This window comes from Streptomyces sp. NPDC037203, from assembly GCF_055605065.1.
In genome coordinates this window covers 495,459-515,754 of record NZ_JBVJUC010000001.1, presented here as the reverse complement: position 1 = coordinate 515,754, position 20,296 = coordinate 495,459, and the positions used below count along the sequence as shown (strand labels likewise).

Below are 20,296 nucleotides of genomic sequence, written 5' to 3'. Positions count from 1 at the left end.
GCACGACGAGACCCCGCAAGCACGGCCGTGCGCGGTCTGCGGTCGATACGCTCTCCGGGTGACCGAACACGCCGGGGCAACCGGGAAGCCGTTCCTGTACGTCGTCGTCTGCGCGGCCGGTGTCGCCGCGGGGGTCGGGGAGTTGATCGCCGCCGCGCAGGAGCGGGGCTGGGATGCCGGGGTCATCGCCACGCCGGTCGCGATGGGCGGTTTCTTCGACGCCGGGGCCGTCCGGGCCCTCACCGGCAGGACCGTGCGGTCCGCGTGGCGGAGCCCGGCCGACCCGCGGCCGTTCCCGGCGGCGGACGCCGTGGTGGTCGCGCCCGCCACCTTCAACACCGTCAACAAGTGGGCGGCGGGCATCGCCGACACCCTCGCCGTCAGCACCCTGTGCGAGACCGCGGGCCTCGGCGTGCCCATCGCCGTACTGCCCTGTGTGGCCGACGCGCTGGCCGCCCACCCCGCCTACCGGGACAGCCTGGAACGGCTGCGCGGCATGGGGGTGCGCTTCGGGGCCCGGTACACCGGCGAGCCGGACCCCGGCGGGCGCCGCCCGGCGTTCCCCTGGACGAGCGCCCTGGACCTGCTGGAGCGCTCCTAGGAGCAGGTCAGCTTGGGCCCCTCCAGCATGCCGCCGGTGTACAGCGCCTGGCCGTCCGGCATCCAGTAGCCCAGCTTGGAGACCACCGTGGAGCAGGTGGCGCCGACGCTGATCCGGACCCGCACCTGCTCCGGGTGACCGGGCTGGAGCTCGGTCAGCGCACAGTCCAGGGAGTACGGCAGCCGGGTCTTCGCCGGGTACTTTCCGACCAGCGGGTTGACGCACCGAGCGTCGGCGGTGGCGATCCGCACGCCGCTGCCCGCCTCGCCGATCAGCCCGAACCGGGCGCTGCCGTCGCCCTCCGCGCTGTCCCGGCGCACCGTGTAGGTCAGCGTGGTCGTGGTGCCGCGGCGCAGCGTCGTCCGGTCGACGGTGATGGCGTGCGTGGGCGGCGCCTTGGGGGCGGTGAGCGTCAGGGTGGCCCGCACCTCGCCCGTGAGGTCCACCCCGGAGGGCGCGGACCGTACCCGCACGGTGGCCGTGATGTCGTACGTACCGGGCCCCGGATAGTCGCCCGAACCGGGCAGCATGCCGCCGGCCAGGGTCTTCCCGGAGCGCTTGGCGGTCCAGCTGCCGTTGGTGCGGCAGCTGTAGCGGGCGCGGGTGCCGGCGCGGCCGCAGGACGCCGGGGCGGAGACGGCGAACTGGGGGGTGCCGCTGCCCGCGCACAGGTTGACCAGCGCGTACTCCCCGTGGTCGCCGCGCAGCGTCCCGGCGACCGCGCACAGGGTGGCCGGATCCTCGGCCTTCGGGACGGGGGCCGCGGCCGGGTGGCCCCAGGCCGGGGTGACGAGGGCCACGGGCAGCAGCGCCGCCCCGGCCAGTGCTCTCAGGGTGGTCGGACGAGTCGGCACCGCGTTCCTCCCAGGAGGCGGTCGTGACCGGCCGGTCGCCGGTCGCCTGCCCATGAGGATCGTCCGACGGTACGACCGCCCGTCGCCTCCCACGCCGAACGGTCACCTGGGGGCAGCAACCCTTCCGCCCCGGCGGCCTCTAGCGCACCGCCCGTACGTACCCCGCGGTGCCCGGTGTGGAGACGTCGCGGTCGCGGCGGACGATGCTCAGCCGCTTGCCCCAGCCGGCCAGGGCCTTGCGCAGTCCGGACGCCGTGTACTCGATGTCCACCACCCGGTCCCCGAACGCCTTCGCGTACACCCCGCACTCGTCGTACTGCCCGCACTCCTCCGTCACCGCGAAGTCCAGTCCGGCGCGGCCCCGCCGGTCGGCGAGTTCGGAGGTGTTCTTCTGCGCGATGGCCAGGTGCCGGTCGTGCGCGTGCCGGGCGAGCAGGGCGATGAACGCGGTCGCGTCCGAGGCGGTGAGCAGTCCGCGGGAGCGGGTGTAGCTGTCGTAGTTGTCCGGCTCCACGGCGTCGAAGCCCTTGCGCGCGCAGCCGTCGATCCAGGAGTCCACCCGCCGCGCCACCCGCTCGCGCTTGGCCGGGGTGCCGATGTCGAGCAGCGCCTCGTTCCAGTCCGTGTCCATGACCACCTTGCCGTGCTTGTCCCGCAGCAGCAGGTCGCGGGGCCAGGAGGCGCGTTCGGCGGGCTGGGCCTGGAAGGCGTTGACGTAGCAGATGTTGTACAGGCCCGGCGCGGGGGAGTCGGACCGGTCGCGGCTGACGATGCGGACGCCGGACGGCGGGGGGTAGGCGCCGCCGATCTGGTAGTCGAACCCCGCGTGCCGGGGCGGCAGCCGCACCGAGGGCGGCTGCGCGCCGTCATCCCCTCCGGTGGCGGCGCAGCCCGTCAGCAGGGAGACGGTGACGGCCAGGACGACGAATGGTGCGGCGCGGAACATGCCAGGATCAAAGCGTTGACGCGCTCGGACAGTCAAGCCGGTGCCCGGCCAGGTCGTAGGCTCGGTGGTGATCACCCGTCCCGAAGGCAGGAGCAGCAACGATGCAGTATGTGAAGCTCGGTTCGACGGGCCTGGACGTGTCGCGTGTCTGTCTGGGCTGCATGACCTACGGGGTGCCCGAGCGCGGCAACCACGCGTGGACCCTGGACGAGGAGGCCGCCCGTCCGCTGATCCGGCAGGCGCTGGAGGCGGGCATCACCTTCTTCGACACCGCCAACGTCTACTCCGACGGCACCAGCGAGGAGATCGTCGGCCGGGCGCTCAAGGACTTCGCGCACCGCGACGAGATCGTGCTGGCCACCAAGGTGCACGGCCGGATGCGGCCCGGCCCCAACGGCGCCGGGCTGTCCCGCAAGGCGATCATGACCGAGATCGACCACAGCCTGCGCCGCCTCGGCACCGACTACGTCGACCTCTACCAGATCCACCGCTTCGACCACGCCACGCCCGTCGAGGAGACGATGGAGGCACTGCACGATGTGGTCAAGGCGGGCAAGGCCCGCTACATCGGAGCGAGTTCGATGTACGCGTGGGAGTTCGCCAAGGCCCAGTACACGGCGGAGCGGCACGGCTGGACGAGGTTCGTCTCCATGCAGGACCACTACAACCTGCTCTACCGCGAGGAGGAGCGGGAGATGCTGCCGCTCTGCGCCGACCAGGGCGTGGGCGTGCTGCCGTGGAGCCCGCTCGCGCGGGGCCGGCTCACCCGCGACTGGGGCACCGTCACCGAGCGCAGCGAGCACGACGACTTCGGCAGCAAGCTGTACCAGGAGGGCGACCGCGAGATCGTGGCGGCCGTCACCCGGATCGCCGGTGAACGCGGGGTGCCGCGCGCCCAGGTGGCCCTCGCCTGGCTGCTCCACCAGAGCACCGTGACCGCCCCGATCGTCGGCGCCGGCAAGCCCCGGCACATCGAGGACGCGGTCGCCGCCGTCGAACTCACCCTCAGCGACGAGGAGATCGAGGAGCTGGAGCGGCCGTACACACCGCGGGCGATCAGCGGTCACTGAGCGCCGCGAAGGACCGGACGGTGGGCCGGGCGGCGCGAAACCCCGTGCCGCCCGGCCCCGCGCCCGGCGACTCCCGCAGCGGAGCGGTCGTTCTCAGGGGTGGTGCGGCGGCGGAGGCGGGATCGTCGCGAGGCCCGGCGCCGGTTCGGGCCAGACCAGCAGGACCGGGCAGGGGGCGTGGTCGACGGCGAAGCGGACCGCCGGGCCGAGGCTGCGCGGCCCGAGCCGGGAGCGGTCCCCGTCGCGCGCCAGCACCAGCAGATCGGCGCTCTCCGCGGCAGCCACCACCTCCCGTTCGACCCGGCCCGCCCGCTCCTCGCGCACACAGGGCCGGCCGAGCCGCTCGGCCGCCGCCGCCAGCAGTTCGGCCGCCGAGGAATTGCCCAACTCCTCCACCAGGACACCTGGATCGCGCTCCCGGTGCCCCCGGCCCAGCAGCCCCGCGAACGCGCCGTGCGCCACGCCGGGCACATCGGGCCCGCTCACGTGCAGCAGCACCACCTCGGCGGACTCCGGCGCATGGGTGCGCACGGCGTCCACGCAGGCGGGCCAGGTGCCCTCGACCAGCCAGGCGATCACCCGCATCGGATCGGCCTCCCGTCAGAAAACGTGCAGCGACCCCCACAGTGCCACCACCGCGACCGCGAGGGAGGACGGCACGGCGAGCAGACCCAGCCGGGTGAACTCGCCGAGGTTCACGCCGTGCTCGTGCTGGTGCACGATCCGCCGCCACAGCAGCGTGGCCAGCGACCCGGCGTAGGTCAGGTTCGGGCCGATGTTCACCCCGAGCAGCACCGCGAGCACCGCACCGGGACCGGCCGGGGCCGCGAGCGGCAGCAGGACGAGGACGGCGGGCAGGTTGTTGACGACGTTCGCGAGGACGGCGGCCAGCGCGGCGGTCCCCAGCAGCGCGGGCAGCCCGGTGCCGCCCGGCACCACGTGCCCGAGCACATCCGCGAGCCCGTTGTCCACCACCGCCCGCACCACGATGCCCAGCGCGAGGACGAACGCGAGGAACGCCGGGGCCGCCGCCCGCACCACCGCGAGCGGGGTCGCCTCGCGGCGCAGCAGCGCCCGCCCGGCCAGCACCAGCGCCCCGGCCGCCGCCACCCAGGCGGGCTCCACACCGAAGGCCGAGGCCACCACGAACCCGGCCAGCGTGCAGGCGACGGTCACCAGCGCGAACCGGGGGAAGACCGGCGGCTCGCCCGTGTCCCGGCCCGCCGGAGCCGCCGCCGCGAGGTCACCGGCGAAGAACCGCCGGAACACCAGGTACTCGACGCCGATCGCCGCCAGCCACGGCAGCGCCATCAGCGCCGCGAACCGGGTGAAGCTCAGCCCGCTCGCCGCGAAGGCCAGCAGGTTCGTCAGATTGGACACCGGCAGCAGCAGCGACGCCGTGTTCGACAGATGCGTGCAGGCGTACACATGCGGCTTGGGGCGTACGCCGGTGCGCGCGGCAGTGGCGAACACCACCGGGGTGAGCAGCACGATCGTGGCGTCCAGACTGAGTGCGGCGGTGATCGCGGAGGCGAGCACGAACACCGCCGTCAGCAAGCGCACCGGGCGGCCCGCCGCCCAGCGGGCCATCCACGCCCCGCAGGCCCGGAACAGGCCCTCCACGGCGCAGAAATGGGCGAGCACGAGCACCGCCGCGAGGAAGCCGACCACCGGGCCGAGCTGCTCGGCCTCGGCGCGGGCGTGGTCGAGGGAGATGGCGCCGGTGCCGATCGCGATCCCCGCGGCCGGGACCGCCATCACCGCCTCCGGCCACCCGAAGGGGCGTACGACGGCGAAGACGAGCACCGCGACGAGCAGTACGGCGGCGAGTGCTTCGGCGAGCGGGCTGTTCAGGGCGCGTCCTTCCGGATGTGGTCAGGCTGTCCCGTCCATGAAAACACCCGCACGTGAGAGCGGACGCCCCGGCCGTACGGCGACGGCCGGGGCGGACGGCGTCAGGGCGCGGTGCCGGGGCTCAGCACGGTCAGGAAGACGGCCGAGGAGTTGCCGGAGACGGGGACCTCGCCGCCCGTCCACGTCACCTTCAGATGGTCGCGTTCATCCGGCGGGGTGATCAGCAGCGCCGCCGGCCGGGCCGTCTTCGCGCCGCTGACCCCCGGATTGGAGAAGGTCAGCCCGGCCCACGCGCTCTGGCCGGGCCTGAGGGTGACCGTCTTCGACGAGCCCGACTCCCGTCCGGGGTTGGGGCCGAGCTGTCCGCCGGAGGCGCTCACGAAGGCCGCGCCGGGGAAGCCCCGCACCGTGCAGGTGCGGCCCGAAGTGTTGGTGAGCACCACGGGGAAGTTCTCCTGCCCGGCGCCCGGATCGTTGCGGCCCACCGAGGCGCGCAGTTCGGAGGTGTGGCAGCGGGTGCTCGCCGCGGCGGTCCGGCCGCCGCCCGAGGTGTCGGACGCCCGCGTCGCCGCCGACGAGGGGGCGCCGGTGGGCGCGGAGGTGCCGGGGGAGGACGCGGTCGTGGTGCCGGTGGCCGCCGGTGAGGAGCCGGCGGTCGCGGGCGCCGCCGTACCCGAGGACGTCATGGGGGCACTGCTGTGCACGGTCTGGCCGTTGCCGCAGGCGGTCAGCAGGCCCAGCACGGCGACCGAGCCCGCGAACAGGGCTCCGCGCCGCGCGGACCGGGGGGTGTACACCATGTCGCTCAACACTCCTGGTTGGTCGGGGCACGCGACGGACGCGTGCCTACGGTGCCGAGTGCGCCGTCACCCCACTCCGATGCACGGACCGTGGGAAAAGTTCGGAACACGGGGATTCCTTTTCCCGCTTCGGACCCGGCCCGACCCTCTCCTCACCCCTCAGCGCACCCGCAGAGAGCGCAGTACGCCATCGGTGGCGTCGCCGTCACCCCGCTGGCGTAGCTGCATGTACACCTGCGGCTCGGTGGCGCCGCCCGCCGGGACGAGCGCGGACTCGGTGATCGAACCACCGTCCGGACAGCCGCTCCAGGCCCGCACCAGGCCGTGCCAGTCGGGGCCGCGGAAGGCGTGGCTGCCGGTGTAGTGACAGCCGGTGTGCGTGAGCGCCCTCACTCGTGCGGTGACATCGCCGTGCGCGCTGACCCCGACGAACACACCGTCGACCGGGGCTGCCGGATCGGGCCAGCGGGCCAGGTCGTCGGCCACCACCAGGCCGGGCTCGTCCCCCGCGCCCAGACCCAGCGCCCGCGGGTTCCAGCCGCCGTCGCGCAGCTCGCGGTCCCAGGCCGCCGGCACCCGCACGCTCACCCTGCCGCTCGCGTCCGCCACCCGCGGCTGCTCCGGGGCCCCGCCGTGGTGCGGCAGCACGGTCACCGCAACGGCCGCCACCACGGCCGCGGCCAGCGCGGCCACGGACAGCGTCACCGCGTTCAGCCGGCCGCGGACCCGGTCGAGCCACCGCCGCTCCCGCCGCGGCGCCGCCGCCAGCCGGTCCAGCTCCGCCGCGAACTCCCGCGCGCCCGGCCAGCGCCGCGCCCGGTCCGGCTCCAGCGCCCGCAGCAGCGCCCGCGCCACCTCGTCGCCGAGGTCCGGCCGCAGCCGCGCGGGCGGCACCACCTTGCCGGGCGGCCCCGGCACGCTGCCGGTGACCAGCTCGTAGCCGACCGCGCCCAGACTGTAGACGTCGGCCCGCTCGTCGATGCCCGCGCCCGGCTCCGCCTGCTCCGGCGGCCGGTAGCCCGCCGAGCCCGCCGCCAGGGTGAGCACCGAGCCCTGCGCCAGGCTCTTGGCGAGCCCCAGGTCGGCCAGCAGCACCCGCCGGGTGCCGTCCGGGGCGGTGTGCAGCAGCACGTTGGTCGGCTTGATGTCGCGGTGCACGATCCCCGCCTCGTGCAGCGCGGCGGCGGCCCGCGCCGCCTGCGCCGTCAGCGCCAGTGCCTCGGGCACCGGCAGCGGGCCGTTCCGCAGCAGACCGGCGAGGGTGCCGCCGTCGGCGTACTCCATCACGAAGTACGGCCTGCCGTCCGGGAGTTCACCGATGTCGTAGACCTGCACCACCCGGCTGGAGCCGGCCCGGCGCAGCAGCCGCGCCTCGGACAGGAAGCGGTCCCGGACGTCCAGCCGGTGCGACCAGTTCTCGGCGAGCACCTTCACGGCCACCGGTGCCTGGAGCTCCGGGTCGTGGGCGAGCCACACGGTGGCGAAGGCGCCGGTGCCCAGCGGCCGTTCGAGGCGGTAGCGGCCGATCCGCTCCAGGGAGTGCATACGACTATCATGCCTGCCCTGAGATCGACTCGAAGGGGGCTGTGACGTGCGGGACGAGGCGCCGGTGGAGGAGCTCGCCCGGTATGCCGCCGCCGGGGACCCGGCGGCCCTGGAGCGGCTGCTGACCGAGCTGCGGCCCGACGTCGTACGCCGCTGCGGACGCTTCCTGCCCTGCAGGGAGGATGCCGAGGAGGCCGCACAGGACGTGCTGCTCCAAGTGGCCCGGCACATCGGCACGTTCGAGGGCCGCAGCCGCTTCGGCACCTGGCTGTACACCGTGGTCGCCAACTGCTGCCGGCAGAAGTACCGCGAGCTGAAGCGGCGGGCCGCCGAGCAGCCCGCCGCCATCGAGCCGGCGCACGCCGTCGACCCGCGCACCACCAGCGTCATCGCCGGCTCACGGGTGGACCTGCTGGAGGCGCTGGAGCGGCTGGAGCGGGAACATCCGCAGCTGGTCGCGCCGCTGGTCTACCGGGACATCTGCCAGCTGGACTACGCCGAGGCCGCCGAACGCGCGGGCATCCCGCTCGGCACCTTCAAGTCCCGCCTGCACGAGGCCCGCAAGCAGGTACGGCCCTGGCTCACCGGCCTGTGACGGCGTCCAGGCCCCTTCTTCCGGAACCTGATCCGGAAGAAAGGCCCTAGCGCTCCTCCTCGAACAGCGGCAGCTCGGCCCAGATCGTCTTGCCGTCGGTGGTGTGCCGGCTGCCCCAGCGCTGGGTGAGCTGGGCGACCAGCAGCAGCCCCCGGCCGCCCTCGTCGAACGTCTTGGCCCGGCGCAGGTGCGGGGCGGTCGGATTGGCGTCCGAGACCTCGCAGATCAGCGTGGCCGCGTCATGGATCAGCCGGAGCCGGATCGGATGGGCGCCGTAGCGGATCGCGTTGGTGACCAGCTCGCTGACGACCAGCTCCGTGGTGAACGCGGCCTCGCCGAGCCCCCAGGTGTCCAGCTGCTCCACCACCTGCTTGCGGATCGGCGCGACCAGCGCCGGGTCCGCCGGGATGTCCCAGGTCGCCACGCGGGAGGCGGGCAGGCCCTGGGTGCGGGCGAGCAGCAGCGCCACGTCGTCGGCGGCGCCGCCGGCCGGCAGCAGGGTGCGCAGGACGCGGTCGCAGGAGACGTCCAGCGAACCGGCGCCCGCGCTCAGCGCCTGGAACAACAGCGCGCGCCCGGCGTCCCCGTCCCGCTCCCGCGACGTGACCAGACCGTCCGTGTACAGCGCGATCACGGTGCCCTCCGCCAGCTCCACCTCGGCGGACTCGAACGGCAGCCCGCCCAGGCCCAGCGGCGGCCCCGCGGGCAGCTCCAGCTCGTGCGGGCTGCCGCCGGGCGGCAGCAGCACGGGCGGCGGATGCCCGGCGCGGGCCAGCGTGCAGCGGCGCGACACCGGGTCGTAGACCGCGTACAGACAGGTCGCGCCGACCTCGCCGGTGCCGCCGTCGCCGCCCGCCTCCTCGGCGAGCCGCACCACCAGGTCGTCCAGGTGCGTGAGCAGTTCGTCCGGCGCGAGGTCGATGTCCGCGAGGGTGCGTACGGCGGTGCGCAGCCGCCCCATGGTGGCCGAGGCCTGGATGCCGTGCCCGACCACGTCCCCGACGACCATCGCGACCCGCAGCCCCGACAGCTGGATCACGTCGAACCAGTCACCGCCCACCCCCGCCCGCGCCGCCGGCAGATACCGGGAGGACGCCTCCAGCGCCGCCGTGCGCGGCAAGGTGCGGGGCAGCAGGCTGCGTTGCAGGGCGAGGGCGGTCTCCCGCTCCCGCGAGTAGCGCCGGGCGTTGTCGATGCAGACGGCGGCGCGGGTGGTGATCTCCTCGGCCAGCAGCCGGTCGTCGGAGTCGAAGCCGTCCGGATGCCGGTGCCGTACGAAGACCGCGACCCCCAGGGTGAGCCCGCGGGCCCGCACCGGGACCGACATCGTGGAGTGGATGCCGAAGGCCCGCACCTGCCGGGTGCGGGCGCTGTTCCAGTTCATCCAGGGATGCGTGTCGCCCGCGGACTTCGAGGCGATGATGGTGTGTCCCGCGGTCAGCGAGTCCGCCTGCGGGGAGCCGCCCGGATAGCGTTCGGTCTGCCCCGCCTGCATCACCGCTTCCGGCACTCCATCGAGGACGGAGCGGTGGGCGGCCCGGCGCAGCGTCACCGGGGTGGCGACGCGGGCCGGGGGCTCACCGCCGTACTCCTCGGGGTCCAGCAGGTCGACGGTGACGAAGTCGGCGAGCGCCGGCACGCACATGTCGGCCAGCTCCTGTGCCGTGCGGGTGACGTCGAGGGTGGTGCCGATGCGCACGCTCGCCTCGTTGACCAGCTGGAGCCGCTGCCGCGCCCGGTGGTTGTCGCTGACGTCGTGCGCCGCCAGGCACACGCCCCGCACCCGGCCCGCGCGGTCCTTCACCGGCGCCATCCGGGCGAGCCACGCGTGCGCCCGGCTCTCGCCGCCCGCCCGCATGAACGTCTGCACGTCCAGCGGCCGGCCGGTGTCCAGCACCTCGCGCATGCCCCGCGCCAGCTCCTCGCTCTCCGGCCCGTCGACCAGCTCCGTGAAGCGCAGGCCCCGCGCGTGGTCCTCCGGCAGCCCGGAGACCTCGGCCATGGCGTCGTTCATCCGGAGCAGCCGCAGCTCCTCGTCGTACACCGCGGTCGCGCACGGCGACTGCACCAGACCCGCCTCGCCCAGCGGATCGTCCGCGGCGGGCGGCCCGGTACGGCGCACCGGGGCGACCAGGACCCACCGGCTCCCCGCGCCGTCGGCGGCCGGGCGGTGCCGGGCGAGCAGCCATACGTCGACGCTGTGGCCGTCGAGGTGGCGTACGGCGAGCATGCCGTGCCAGCGGGAGCCGCGCGGCAGGACGGGCGCGGGCCCGGTGAGCAGGCTCGCCGCGGGGCGGCCCACCACCGCGTCGGCCCGGTGGCCGAGCAGGCGCCGCGCGCCCTCGTTCCACTCGATCAGTGTTCCGTCGTCATCGATGACAGCTCGGGCCGTCGCCGCCTCGTCGAACGGATAGACCCGGCTCATCGTCGCCGCTCCCAAGCGCACACTCACAGTCGACAGGTGGCACCCCTCGCGACCCCAGCCTAGTGCTTCCCGCACCCCGGCGGACGCCGGGCCCCGGCCGGTACCGCACGGGATGCGAGGTGACCTGCGGATATTTACGGGTGAGTACCCGAGCGGTACGGTTTGGCCATGCCAGCTCTCAACGTGGAGTTCAGTGACCGGGAACTAGAGGACCTGCGGCAGATCGCCAAGGAGCGCGGTACGTCGATGAAGGCCCTCGTCCGCGAGGCCGCCGCCGCCGACATCGCCCGGCACCGGGCGCTGAAGGAGGGCGCCGCGGCGTTCCGCAGCTTCTTCACCGCGCACGCCGAGGAGTTCGCCGCCGCGTTCCCCGAGGACGAGCCGCCCGCACGGGGCCAGGCCGCCTGAGTGATGCCGCCCGTCATCCACATCGATGTCCCGTGGCTGCTCCAGCGGCATGAAGAGGTCCTGCCCGAGCAGCCCGCGGTGGACGACTTCTCCGCGCTGGTGGCCGCCGTCGCCCGGCACCGGGTCGATCCGCCCCGGCTCGGCGTGGACTCCGACCCCGCCTGGCGGGCCGCCGCCCTGCTGCACACCCTGGCCCTGCTCAAGCCGCTGCCCGCGGCCAACGCCCGCTTCGCCTGCGCCACCGCGGTCGCCTACATGTTCGTCAGCGGCGCCGGCATCGACCCGCCGTACGGCGCGCTGGTGGACCTCGCCCGCGACCTGATCTCCGGCAAGACGGACGTGTACGGCGCCGCGGACCGGCTCCGCTCCTGGCAGATCTGAACGCCGGGCCCGGCGGCGGCAGTCGGCGTCCGGGCCCGGCCATCTCCCGTCACGGTCCGGCCCGTTCGTCCTCAGCCGTCCTCGCCCCCGGCGCCGTGCGCGCCCTCGTGCCATCGCTCCGTGGTGATCACCGGGTGAACACAAGGAGTCATGAAGGGGGCTCCGGGCGGCCGTGTCGGAATGTTTCCGGACGATTAAATAACCGCTGATTTTCAGCCAATTGACGACTTCCGCAGGGCCGCCACCGCCCAGTTCCAGGCCTCCGGCGTTCGAATTCCGTGACTTCACGCCACTGCTTCAACACGAAATGTTACCGAAACCTGTGGGGTCGATGTGTGTTTCCGGCGGGGACTCGGCAGAGTGGCGCTCGCCGGTCCGACGTCCCACCGGAAACGGAACCGGCACCCGTCTAGTTCGAGCGGAAGGATGCACACCATGCGGAACACCGCGCGCTGGGCAGCGGCCCTCGGCCTCACGGCCGTCGCCGTCTGCGGACCCCTGACCGGGGCCGCCGTCGCCGCCCCGGACGCCGCCCCGGCCTCGCTCTACGCCCCCTCGGCGCTGGTGCTGACCATCGGCCACGGCGGCGACGCGGCCACCGCGACCCCGGAACGCGCCGTCACCCTCACCTGCGCCCCGTCAGCCTCCGGAACCCACCCGGCCGCCGCCGAGGCGTGCGCCGAACTGCGTGGAGTGGGCGGTGATTTCACGGCCCTCAAGGCCCGCGAGGGCGTCTGGTGCAACAAGCTGTACGACCCCGTGGTCGTCACCGCCGAGGGCGTGTGGCAGGGAAAGCGGGTCTCCTACGAGCGCACGTTCGGCAACTCCTGTGAGCGGGACGCCGTCGGCGGCAGCCTCTTCGCGTTCTAGCGGGAGCTGCCCGAGGACCGGGATCGCAGGGTCTCCGTACACACCGGATCAGGACCGTGACTGGGGAGTGCGGACCTCTCGGAACGGGGAACCCGCGATCTCGCGCCGGACCGCCGGGCGAAGTGGGGTCGCCCGCCGGATCGCCGGCACACAGAGCCGCTCCCCGGACAGGCCCGTGGGGGGCCTACCGGGGAGCGGCGAAAAACGAACGGTGCTCAGGCCTTGCGCCGGTGACTGGTGTCGCACCACGGGTAGCGGCGACTGCGCCGGCAGGTGCACAGAGCGACACGGAAACGGTCGGAGGACACCGTCGTACCGTCCTCCAGTTCGACCTCGACCGGACCCTCCACGAGCAGCGGCCCCCGCCGCTGCACGGTGATCCGGCGGGCCCGCCCGGACTCGCGGTCGCGGTCAGCGGATTCGTTCGGCACGGATCACCACCAGCTCCTCCGTCTTCTCGTGCGGTGCGAGCAGCCCGCGCCGGCGCAGCCACTCCTCCCGCGAGCGCAGCACAGGGCCGAGCGCGATCCAGCGCCGCCGCACCACCGCCGCCTTCAGACCGGCCTCGCGCAGCAGTTCCAGTGTGCGATCGGGATCGCTCAGCGCGGACTGCACGATCAGCACCACGCCCCGCGGCGCCAGCAGCCGGGGGGCGCCCCGGCAGATCCGGTCCAGCAGCAGCCGCCCGTCGTGGCCCGCGTCCCAGGCACGGGACCGGCCGCGCGGCCCGCGCCCGCCGTGCGGAGCCGGGACGTAGGGCGGGTTGGCGAGGATCAGGTCGTACGACTGCCCGTGCGCGGGGGCGAAGAGGTCGCCGCGCCGGATCCGCACCGGCAGCCGGAACAGCAGCGCGTTCAGCCGGGCCGTCCACACCGCCCGCCGGGACACGTCCACCGCGGTCACCTCGGCGCCCCGCCGGGCCGCCGCGAGCGCCAGAGCGCCGCTCCCGGTGCCCACGTCGAGCACCCGCGCCCCGGCCCGGAGCGTCTCCTCGCGCAGGGCCTCGGCCAGCAGTGCGGTGTCATCCTGTGGGGCGTAGACGCCCGGAAGCAGCAAAGCGATCACGTTCCGCGAGTACCCGTACATTACGGAAATATGGTTCACGCGGCGCTCGGCTGCTCAAGGGGGACGCGCAGCGCCGAGCGGCCCGCGCGCCAGTCGCCGAGCAGCCGCCGGGCGAGCCGGCCCTCCAGGTACTCGGTCGCGTCGATGCCGAAGGCGATGTCCGCCGCCAACTCCGGTTCCTCCTCCAGCAGTCCGCCGATCACCTCGTGCCGGACCACCTGCTCGTGCACGGCGTCCGCCTCCACGTGCTCGTCGTAGAAGAACTGCGCGGCCGGCCCGGCGCCGGTGCGGCGCAGCGCCTCCGCGAGCCGCCGGGAGCCGGGGGAGGAGGTGATCTCCACCTCCGCGAAGTGGCCGACGAGGGCGCCGCGCAGGGCTCGGTGCAGACCGAACAGGGACATCAGGTTGACGACGGCCAGCATCTCGGCGGGCGCCGCGTCCAGGTAGCGGCCGTACGCGGTGTCCAGGCCCAGGTCCCGCATCAGCTCCGCGAACAGCCGCGCGTGCACCCGCTCGGCCCGGCCGCCGCCGAACTCGTCGTACTCCACCGCGGCCATCGCCGCCTTCGCCCGGCCCCACAGCCGGGGCAGCACCCAGGCGTGCGGGTCGGCCTCCTTCAGGTGGTACAGGGAGCGCAGCGCCGCGTACTCGCGCAGGTGCCACGATTCGCCCTCGGCACACAGGAAATGGGTGACGCCCGTGCCCTCGGCGGGTTCCACCAGGAGCGCGCCGAGCGCGTCGTCCAGGCTCTCGTGTCCCGGTGTGTCGGCGCGCAGCGCGGCCAGGAAGCGCCGCTCCAGCGCGGCGCGCACCCGCAGCAGGTCCGGATCCCACTCGGCCTCGGCGGGCACGCCCGCGAAGCCGCGGTAGTGCAGCTCGTAGCAGAGGTACAGGGCGAGCTGCGGGTCGTCGGCGTACGGGTCCCCGCAGTCGGCGGGGTCGGGGAGCGGTCCGGTGCGGCTCAGATGGGCGATGAGCGCCGCGGACAGTGGCCCCCGTGCGGGCGGCAGCTCGGGTCCTCGTGGGTTCATGGTGGCCAGGTACCCGGATCCGGGCAGGTCAGTGGTGCCGTCCGGGTGTCGTGCGGTCGCCGCTCGACTGCTCCTGGGCGCCGGTGTTCGGGGAGATGGCGTCCCCCGCCTCGCCGCCGCCCCGGCCCTTCTCGCCGCGCAGCTCGGCCTCCTCGGCCTCGTGCACCACTTCCTCCAGCGCCGTCTCGGGCCGCTTGCCGTGCTCGTCCCCGCCGGACATGGCGTCTCCTTCCCGTAGGTGGTCGTCCCCTTAAGGGGCGTCCTGACCCGCTCCCGGTACCCGGACCCGCCGGGATCACGCCTGGGTCCCGGCCTGGCCGGGCACGGGGGAGGGGCCGCCGTCTCCCTGCGGACGGCGGCCCCTCCCCGGACCGGATCGGGCGGGCCCTCGGCGGCTCTGCCGGGCCGGCCGGTCTCACATGTGGACGACCGGCGCCGCGCCCGCCTCCTGCCGCGGCACGCCGCGCCGGTAGAGCAGGAAGGCGAGGACCGTGCCCGCGGCGAAGAAGCCCGCCGACCACCAGAACGCGGTGGTGTAGCTCTCGATCGTGGCCTGCGCCTGGACCAGCTTGCTGGTGGCGTCACGGCCGCTCAGGTAGTGCGTGGCGGCGCTGGTCGCGAGGGTGTTGAGCAGGGCGGTGCCGACCGAGCCGCCCACCTGCTGCATGGCGTTGACGCTCGCGGAGGCCACGCCCGCGTCCTCGGCGGCGACCCCGCCGGTGGCCAGCTGCATGGCGGGCGGCATCACCAGGCCGAGGCCGAGGCCGGTCACGATCAGCTGCGGCAGCACGGCGCCGCTGTAGTGCGAGCCGAGGCCGATACCGGTCAGCCAGGCCATGCCGGCCATCGCGATGGCGAAGCCCAGCGGGATGACCGCCTTCGGGCCGAGGCGCGGCACCAGGAGCGTGGTGCCCAGCTGCGCGGCCACCATCAGCGCGCCGACCATCGGCAGGAACGCGACACCGGTCCTGGTGGGGCTGAAGCCGAGGTTGAGCTGGAGGTAGTAGGTGAGGAAGAGGAACACGCCGAACATGCCCGCACCGGTGATCAGCACCGAGACGAAGGAGGCCGCCCGGTCGCGGTCCAGCAGGATCCGCAGCGGCAGCAGCGGGTGCGCGGCGCGGGTCTGCCACCAGCCGAACGCGGTGAGCAGCAGGGCGCCGGCGAGCAGGAAACCCCAGGTCAGCGGGGAGTTCCAGTGGTGGGTCTCGGCGTTGGAGAAGCCGTAGACCACGGAGAAGAGTCCGGCGGCGACCAGGACGGTGCCCGGCACGTCCAGCTTGGCGTGGCCCGCGTCGCGGTGGTTGCCGAGCAGGATCCAGCCGCCCGCGAAGGCGATGACCGCGATGGCCACGTTCACGTACAGCGTCCAGCGCCAGTCCAGGGCATCGGTGAGCAGCCCGCCCAGCAGCAGGCCGACCGCGCCGCCGGCGCCGGCGATCGCGCCGTAGACGCTGAACGCGCGGGCCCGCTCGCGGGCCTCGGTGAAGGTGGTGTTGAGCAGCGACAGCGCGGCCGGGGCGAGGAGCGCGCCGAAAGCGCCCTGGAGGGCGCGGGCGGTGACCAGCATGGCGAAGCCGTTCGCGGCGCCGCCGAGTGCGGAGGCTCCGGCGAAGCCGACCACGCCGACGAGGAAGGCGGGCTTGCGGCCGAACAGGTCGGCGATGCGGCCGCCGAGCAGCAGCAGCGAGGCGAAGGCCAGCGCGTAGGCGGTGACGATCCACTGCCGGTTGCCGTCGGAGAAGCCCAGGTCGCGCTGGGCGGAGGGCAGGGCGATATTCACGATCGTGGCATCGAGGACCACCATCAGCTGGGCGACGGCGATGACCGCGAGGATCCACCACCGCCGGGGCGAGGCGTCGTCCGGTGCTGCCGCCCCGGCCCCCGTGCGGGGCGCGTCGGACAGGGTTTTCTGGGACATGGGGAACCACTCCAGGGAAGTCGTTCACGTGCGAGTCGTACGGTTTACATAAACGAAACGGTTTCGTACGCATCGAGCCTAGACCAGCTCCAGCGAAACGGCAACGTTTCGCTGAAGCCGGCGAGGGCCGGCCCACCGCCCCCGTCCGCGCCGCTTCCACGTGCGCGCAGATCGCGGGTGTGGCGCCCTGGATACACCGCGAAGGTTCGGCCCATGAGCTCGCGGACCCCGAAAGCCGTCGCAGTGAGGTCGCCACCATGTCCCACGCCCCGTCCCCCGCAGGTCCGTCGAACCGTGCTCGCCCGGTGACGGAGTCCGGCCCGGCGGCGGTTGTCGGCGCCGGGCCCGCCGACCAGCGGACGCCCCCCGCCACCGCCCTGGTGACCGGCGCCTCCTCCGGTATCGGCGCCGCCGTGGCCCGCCGGCTGGCCGCCGAGGGGGGCTGGCGGCTGGTGCTCAACGGCCGCGACCTCACCCGCCTGGAGCAGGTGGCCGCCGGGATGTCGGCCCTGACCGTCGCCGCCGACCTCGGCAGGCCCGGCGCCGACCGCCGGGTGACCGAGGCCGCCCTCGGCCACCTGGGCCACGTGGACCTGGTCGTGGCGGGCGCCGGCGTCGGCTGGGCCGGCGATTTCACCGGTATGCCCCACGCCCGCATCGACGAGTTGGTCGGCACCGATCTGCTGGCCACCCTGCACCTCGTGCGCGGCCTGGTCCCGCACATGGTCGCGGCCGGCTCCGGGCGGATCGTGCTGCTCGGCTCCGTCGCGGGCAGCGTGGGCGTGCGCGGCGAGGCCGTCTACTCCGCGGTCAAGGCCGCCGTCGCCGTGTTCGCCGACGCGTTGCGCTACGAACTGCGCGGCACCGGCGTCGGCGTCACCCATGTGGTCCCCGGCGTGGTGGACACCCCCTTCTTCGACCGGCGCGGCGCCCCCTACGGGCGCTCCTGGCCCCGCCCGGTGCCGCCCGAGCGGGTCGCCGACGCCGTGCTCACCGCCGTACGGCGCGGCACCGACGAGGTGTACGTGCCGGGCTGGCTGCGGCTGCCCGCCCGTGTGCGCGGCACCGCGCCGGGGCTCTACCGGCGGCTCGCCGCCCGCTTCGGGTGAACGCCGGTGCTCGCGCTCACGGTCGCCCTGGCCCTGTGCTCGGCGCTGGCGAACGCCGCCTCCTCGGTGCTCCAGCGCCGGGCCGCGGCGGTGGACGCCCCGGCGGAGCCCGGCGGCGCGGGCGCGCTTTTGCGGGGGCTGCGCCGGCTGCTGCGGCGCCCGGACTGGCTGGCCGGTGTCGGCCTGCTGATGCTGTCGGCCCTCATGCAGGCGTGGGCGCTGGCCGTCGGCAGCCTGTCCCTGGTGCAGCCGCTGCTCGCCACCGAGCTGCTGTTCACGCTGATCGTGGGCGGCCTCGTCTTCCGCCGCCGCCCCGACCGCCGCACCTGGCTGGCGTTCGCCGCGCTCGCCGTGGGGCTGGCCGTCTTCCTGCTGTCGGCCGCGCCGCGACCGGGCCGCGACGACGCCACCTCCCGCGCGTGGCTGATGGCGGGCGGGGTGGCCTGCTGTGTCGTCGTGCTGCTGGTGCTGGCCGCCCGCACGGTACGGGGGCCCGCCCGCGCGGCGCTGCTGGGCCTCGGCTCCGCCGTGTCCTTCGCGACCACCGCGGCGCTGCTCAAGGAGACCGTGGGACGGCTGCGGCTGGGACCCGCAGCGATGTTCTCCCACTGGTCGCCGTACGCCACCGCCGCCGTCGGCCTCGTCGCCTTCCTGCTGCTCCAGAGCGCCCTCGGCGCCGGCTCACTGGCCGCCTCCCAGCCCGCGCTCACCCTGGGCGACGCGCTCACCAGCGTGGCGCTCGGCTGGGCGCTGTTCGCGGAGTCCGTGCAGCTCGGGCTGCGGATCATCCCGGAACTCATCGGCATCGCGCTGATCGGCGCCGGCAGCGTCGGGCTGGCCAACGCGCCCTCCGTGCTGCGGGGCTGGGACACGCCCGCCGAGGCGGACGACGCCCGGACCGGAACGCGCCGTGAGTGAGCGCCCGACCGCGTGGCGGGCGCCCGCCCCGTCCGCGCGCACCCTGCGGACGGCCGCCGTCCTGCTGCCGCTCGGGCTCGCGGGCGCCCATATCGGGCCGGCCGCCACCTGGCTCCCGGCCGTACGGCTGCCGCTGTTCCCCCGGCTCGCCGGCACCGGAGCGCGCCACCATGTCGCCCTGACCTTCGACGACGGACCCGACCCGGTCGCCACGCCCCGCTTCCTGGACGCCCTGGACGCGCTCGGCGTGCGCGCCACCTTCTTCGTGCTCGGCGAACACGCGGTGCGCCACCCCGCGCTGGTCGCGGAGACCGCCCGGCGCGGGCACGAGCTGGCGGTGCACGGCTGGAGCCACGACCGGCCCTGGCGCCCCGCCCTCGCCGGCGAACGGGTGGGCGTCGCCCGCACCGCCCGCGCCGTGCACGACCTCACCGGCCGGCGCCCCCGCTGGTACCGGCCGCCCTACGGCATCCTCACCACGCCCCGCTGGCTGGCCGCTCGGCAGGCCGGGCTGCGGCCGGTGCTGTGGTCGGCCTGGGGCAAGGACTGGTGCGCGGACGCCACCGCGGAGTCGGTCCACGCCCTGGTCACCGCGCAGTTGCGGGGCGGCGGCACGATCCTGCTGCACGACTCGGACCGGCAGTCCGCGCCCGGCTGCTGGCGCTCCGCGCTCGACGCCCTGCCCGGCATCGTCCGGGACTGCCGGGAGGCGGGGCTGACGGTGGGGCCGCTGGGAGGGCACGGGATCGGCTGAGCGGCGGCCCCGCGGGGGAGCCGCCGCTCAGGAAGCCGGCGGAGCTGCGGCATCGGCGAGTCGCGCCACCGCCGCCATCGGGTCCGACCGGAACAGGGCGCGGGCCCGCGCCGCCCTCTCCGGGGCGGCCGACGGAACCTCCGCCAGGGCCTTGAGCAGCGCGGACGGGTCCGGGGCGAGGTCCGACAGGCCGAGTTCGGCCATCCGGCGGACGCCCTCCAGACCGTGGCCCGGCAGGGGCCGGTAGCCGATGACCGGCAGGCCCGCCGCGAGGGCCTGCACGGCGGTCTGCCCGGCCGCGTTGTCCAGCAGGGCGTGGGACGCGCCGAACAGTCCGGGCATGTCCGCGACCCAGTCGAGGGCGAGCACACCGGGAAGGCGGCCGACCCGCTCGTACAGCCGCCGGTTGCGGCCGCACAGCACCACCGGCAGGTATCCGGCGCCGGCGAGCAGCACGGCGGTCGCGTCCGGCCGGGACGCGGCACCCCAGGCGCCCGCCGACAGCAGCACCGGCGCACGCCCCGGCGCGTGCCCGGCGAACCGCTCCCGCCAGTGCGCCGCGCCCGGAGCCGGCGCCAGGAACCCCGGTGCCACGGCGGGACCGGTCGGTGCGGCCGGCACCCCCAGGCGCCGCCGCACCTCGCGGGCAGCCGCCTCCGTCACGCACAGGTAGCGGTCGTTGCCCGGATGCAGCCACTGCCGGTGCACGGCGAAGTCGACCAGGTAGACCGCGCTCGGCACCCGCAGCCGCCGCCGGGCCCGCAGATGCCCGGTCAGCTGGGCGGCCAGATGGAAGACCGACACCACCACGTCCGCCTCCACCCGGTCCACGAGGGCGAGCAGCCGCTCCCCGGCGAGCCGCGCCAGCGGCACCCCGCTCGGCCGGGTGCCGCCTTCACCGCGCAGGAACGCGTCGTAGATCCCGGCGTACACCCAGGGCGCGTGCCGGACCACCGCCTGGTACCAGCCGCGCAGCCCCGCCCCGAGTCCGCGGGGCAGCAGCGCCAGCACGTCGACGACGTACGGCTCATGGCCGTAACCCGCGGCGCGGCGCGCCAGTTCGGCGGCGACCGTGTCGTGGCCGGCCCCCATGCTCGCGCTCAGGATCAGCGTCCGGCGCCGCCGGGACACCTCGGCAGATGCACACAC

22 protein-coding genes are annotated in these 20,296 nt (G+C 74.8%); 9 read left to right on the top strand and 13 right to left on the bottom strand.

What is annotated here, in order from left to right; translation table 11 throughout:
* Nucleotides 1–58 precede the first annotated feature (58 nt).
* Entirely contained in the window at nucleotides 59–601 is a 543-nt protein-coding gene (locus tag ACZ7EC_RS02150) for a flavoprotein (RefSeq protein ID WP_471056525.1), read from the top strand.
* Here the strand turns inward: ACZ7EC_RS02150 and ACZ7EC_RS02145 are convergent.
* Together ACZ7EC_RS02145 and ACZ7EC_RS02140 are read right to left on the bottom strand one after the other, a co-directional pair.
* A complete protein-coding gene (locus tag ACZ7EC_RS02145) occupies nucleotides 598–1,455 on the bottom strand; it encodes a hypothetical protein (protein WP_471056522.1) in 858 nt (285 codons plus the stop codon). The two genes, ACZ7EC_RS02150 and ACZ7EC_RS02145, sit on opposite strands and share 4 nt — an antisense overlap.
* 139 nt (nucleotides 1,456–1,594) lie before the next feature.
* The gene (locus tag ACZ7EC_RS02140) at nucleotides 1,595–2,401 is read right to left on the bottom strand and encodes an endo alpha-1,4 polygalactosaminidase (RefSeq protein ID WP_471056519.1); all 807 of its coding nucleotides are present in this window, start codon (nucleotides 2,399–2,401) and stop codon (nucleotides 1,595–1,597) included.
* 101 nt (nucleotides 2,402–2,502) lie between these two features.
* Here ACZ7EC_RS02140 and ACZ7EC_RS02135 point away from each other — a divergent pair, with 101 nt between their 5' ends.
* Nucleotides 2,503–3,471: an aldo/keto reductase gene (locus ACZ7EC_RS02135; RefSeq protein WP_471056517.1), complete on the top strand. Its 969-nt coding sequence runs from the start codon at nucleotides 2,503–2,505 to the stop codon at nucleotides 3,469–3,471.
* 93 nt (nucleotides 3,472–3,564) lie between these two features.
* Here the strand turns inward: ACZ7EC_RS02135 and ACZ7EC_RS02130 are convergent, their stop codons facing one another.
* The 4 genes from ACZ7EC_RS02130 to ACZ7EC_RS02115 all read right to left on the bottom strand — a co-directional run bounded on the left by ACZ7EC_RS02130 (nucleotide 3,565) and on the right by ACZ7EC_RS02115 (nucleotide 7,670).
* Nucleotides 3,565–4,056: a universal stress protein gene (locus ACZ7EC_RS02130; RefSeq protein WP_471056514.1), complete on the bottom strand. Its 492-nt coding sequence runs from the start codon at nucleotides 4,054–4,056 to the stop codon at nucleotides 3,565–3,567.
* 15 nt (nucleotides 4,057–4,071) lie between these two features.
* Nucleotides 4,072–5,325, bottom strand: coding sequence for an SLC13 family permease (locus tag ACZ7EC_RS02125; protein WP_471057808.1), 1,254 nt, complete (start codon nucleotides 5,323–5,325; stop codon nucleotides 4,072–4,074).
* A gap of 101 nt (nucleotides 5,326–5,426) precedes the next feature.
* Entirely contained in the window at nucleotides 5,427–6,125 is a 699-nt protein-coding gene (locus ACZ7EC_RS02120) for a DUF4232 domain-containing protein (protein ID WP_471056511.1), read from the bottom strand.
* Between the two features lie 159 nt (nucleotides 6,126–6,284).
* Complete coding sequence (locus tag ACZ7EC_RS02115) at nucleotides 6,285–7,670, bottom strand: serine/threonine-protein kinase (RefSeq protein ID WP_471056508.1); 1,386 nt, start codon at nucleotides 7,668–7,670, stop codon at nucleotides 6,285–6,287.
* Nucleotides 7,671–7,716: 46 nt separating this feature from the next.
* Here ACZ7EC_RS02115 and ACZ7EC_RS02110 point away from each other — a divergent pair, with 46 nt between their 5' ends.
* Complete coding sequence (locus tag ACZ7EC_RS02110) at nucleotides 7,717–8,265, top strand: RNA polymerase sigma factor (protein ID WP_471056505.1); 549 nt, start codon at nucleotides 7,717–7,719, stop codon at nucleotides 8,263–8,265.
* A 46-nt stretch (nucleotides 8,266–8,311) separates the two neighbouring features.
* On the opposite strand, the gene ACZ7EC_RS02105 is transcribed toward ACZ7EC_RS02110, so the two are convergent.
* Nucleotides 8,312–10,690: a SpoIIE family protein phosphatase gene (locus tag ACZ7EC_RS02105; RefSeq protein ID WP_471056502.1), complete on the bottom strand. Its 2,379-nt coding sequence runs from the start codon at nucleotides 10,688–10,690 to the stop codon at nucleotides 8,312–8,314.
* A 168-nt stretch (nucleotides 10,691–10,858) separates the two neighbouring features.
* Here ACZ7EC_RS02105 and ACZ7EC_RS02100 point away from each other — a divergent pair, with 168 nt between their 5' ends.
* The 3 genes from ACZ7EC_RS02100 to ACZ7EC_RS02090 all read left to right on the top strand — a co-directional run bounded on the left by ACZ7EC_RS02100 (nucleotide 10,859) and on the right by ACZ7EC_RS02090 (nucleotide 12,349).
* The gene (locus ACZ7EC_RS02100) at nucleotides 10,859–11,098 is read left to right on the top strand and encodes a hypothetical protein (protein ID WP_471056499.1); all 240 of its coding nucleotides are present in this window, start codon (nucleotides 10,859–10,861) and stop codon (nucleotides 11,096–11,098) included.
* A 3-nt stretch (nucleotides 11,099–11,101) separates the two neighbouring features.
* On the top strand, nucleotides 11,102–11,479 hold the full coding sequence (locus ACZ7EC_RS02095; RefSeq protein WP_046426714.1) for a toxin Doc: 378 nt from the start codon (nucleotides 11,102–11,104) through the stop codon (nucleotides 11,477–11,479).
* A gap of 435 nt (nucleotides 11,480–11,914) precedes the next feature.
* Nucleotides 11,915–12,349, top strand: a complete 435-nt coding sequence (locus ACZ7EC_RS02090; protein WP_471056495.1) for a protease inhibitor — start codon at nucleotides 11,915–11,917, stop codon at nucleotides 12,347–12,349.
* A gap of 215 nt (nucleotides 12,350–12,564) precedes the next feature.
* Here the strand turns inward: ACZ7EC_RS02090 and ACZ7EC_RS02085 are convergent, their stop codons facing one another.
* From ACZ7EC_RS02085 to ACZ7EC_RS02065, 5 genes are all read right to left on the bottom strand, one after another.
* Nucleotides 12,565–12,780, bottom strand: coding sequence for a CDGSH iron-sulfur domain-containing protein (locus ACZ7EC_RS02085; protein WP_471056491.1), 216 nt, complete (start codon nucleotides 12,778–12,780; stop codon nucleotides 12,565–12,567).
* Nucleotides 12,761–13,435, bottom strand: coding sequence for a HemK2/MTQ2 family protein methyltransferase (locus tag ACZ7EC_RS02080; RefSeq protein WP_471056488.1), 675 nt, complete (start codon nucleotides 13,433–13,435; stop codon nucleotides 12,761–12,763). The genes ACZ7EC_RS02085 and ACZ7EC_RS02080 overlap by 20 nt, the downstream gene beginning before the upstream one ends.
* A 14-nt stretch (nucleotides 13,436–13,449) precedes the next feature.
* A complete protein-coding gene (locus tag ACZ7EC_RS02075; RefSeq protein WP_471056481.1) occupies nucleotides 13,450–14,445 on the bottom strand; it encodes an iron-containing redox enzyme family protein in 996 nt (331 codons plus the stop codon).
* A 28-nt stretch (nucleotides 14,446–14,473) separates the two neighbouring features.
* Nucleotides 14,474–14,665, bottom strand: a complete 192-nt coding sequence (locus ACZ7EC_RS02070) for a hypothetical protein (protein ID WP_471056477.1) — start codon at nucleotides 14,663–14,665, stop codon at nucleotides 14,474–14,476.
* A 195-nt stretch (nucleotides 14,666–14,860) separates the two neighbouring features.
* Nucleotides 14,861–16,366, bottom strand: coding sequence for an MFS transporter (locus tag ACZ7EC_RS02065; RefSeq protein WP_471056474.1), 1,506 nt, complete (start codon nucleotides 16,364–16,366; stop codon nucleotides 14,861–14,863).
* 257 nt (nucleotides 16,367–16,623) lie between these two features.
* Between ACZ7EC_RS02065 and ACZ7EC_RS02060 the strand changes: the two genes are divergently transcribed.
* The 3 genes from ACZ7EC_RS02060 to ACZ7EC_RS02050 are packed head-to-tail and all read left to right on the top strand — an operon-like array spanning nucleotide 16,624 to nucleotide 19,147.
* On the top strand, nucleotides 16,624–17,475 hold the full coding sequence (locus ACZ7EC_RS02060; RefSeq protein WP_471056471.1) for an SDR family NAD(P)-dependent oxidoreductase: 852 nt from the start codon (nucleotides 16,624–16,626) through the stop codon (nucleotides 17,473–17,475).
* Between the two features lie 6 nt (nucleotides 17,476–17,481).
* A complete protein-coding gene (locus ACZ7EC_RS02055) occupies nucleotides 17,482–18,393 on the top strand; it encodes a DMT family transporter (protein ID WP_471056468.1) in 912 nt (303 codons plus the stop codon).
* Nucleotides 18,394–18,436: 43 nt separating this feature from the next.
* Nucleotides 18,437–19,147 carry a polysaccharide deacetylase family protein gene (locus tag ACZ7EC_RS02050; protein ID WP_471057805.1) on the top strand — a complete coding sequence of 237 codons (711 nt, stop codon included), beginning with the start codon at nucleotides 18,437–18,439 and terminating at the stop codon, nucleotides 19,145–19,147.
* A gap of 27 nt (nucleotides 19,148–19,174) precedes the next feature.
* Here ACZ7EC_RS02050 and ACZ7EC_RS02045 read toward each other — a convergent pair whose 3' ends face one another.
* Nucleotides 19,175–20,239, bottom strand: a complete 1,065-nt coding sequence (locus ACZ7EC_RS02045; protein ID WP_471057802.1) for an MGDG synthase family glycosyltransferase — start codon at nucleotides 20,237–20,239, stop codon at nucleotides 19,175–19,177.
* Nucleotides 20,240–20,296: the final 57 nt, after the last annotated feature.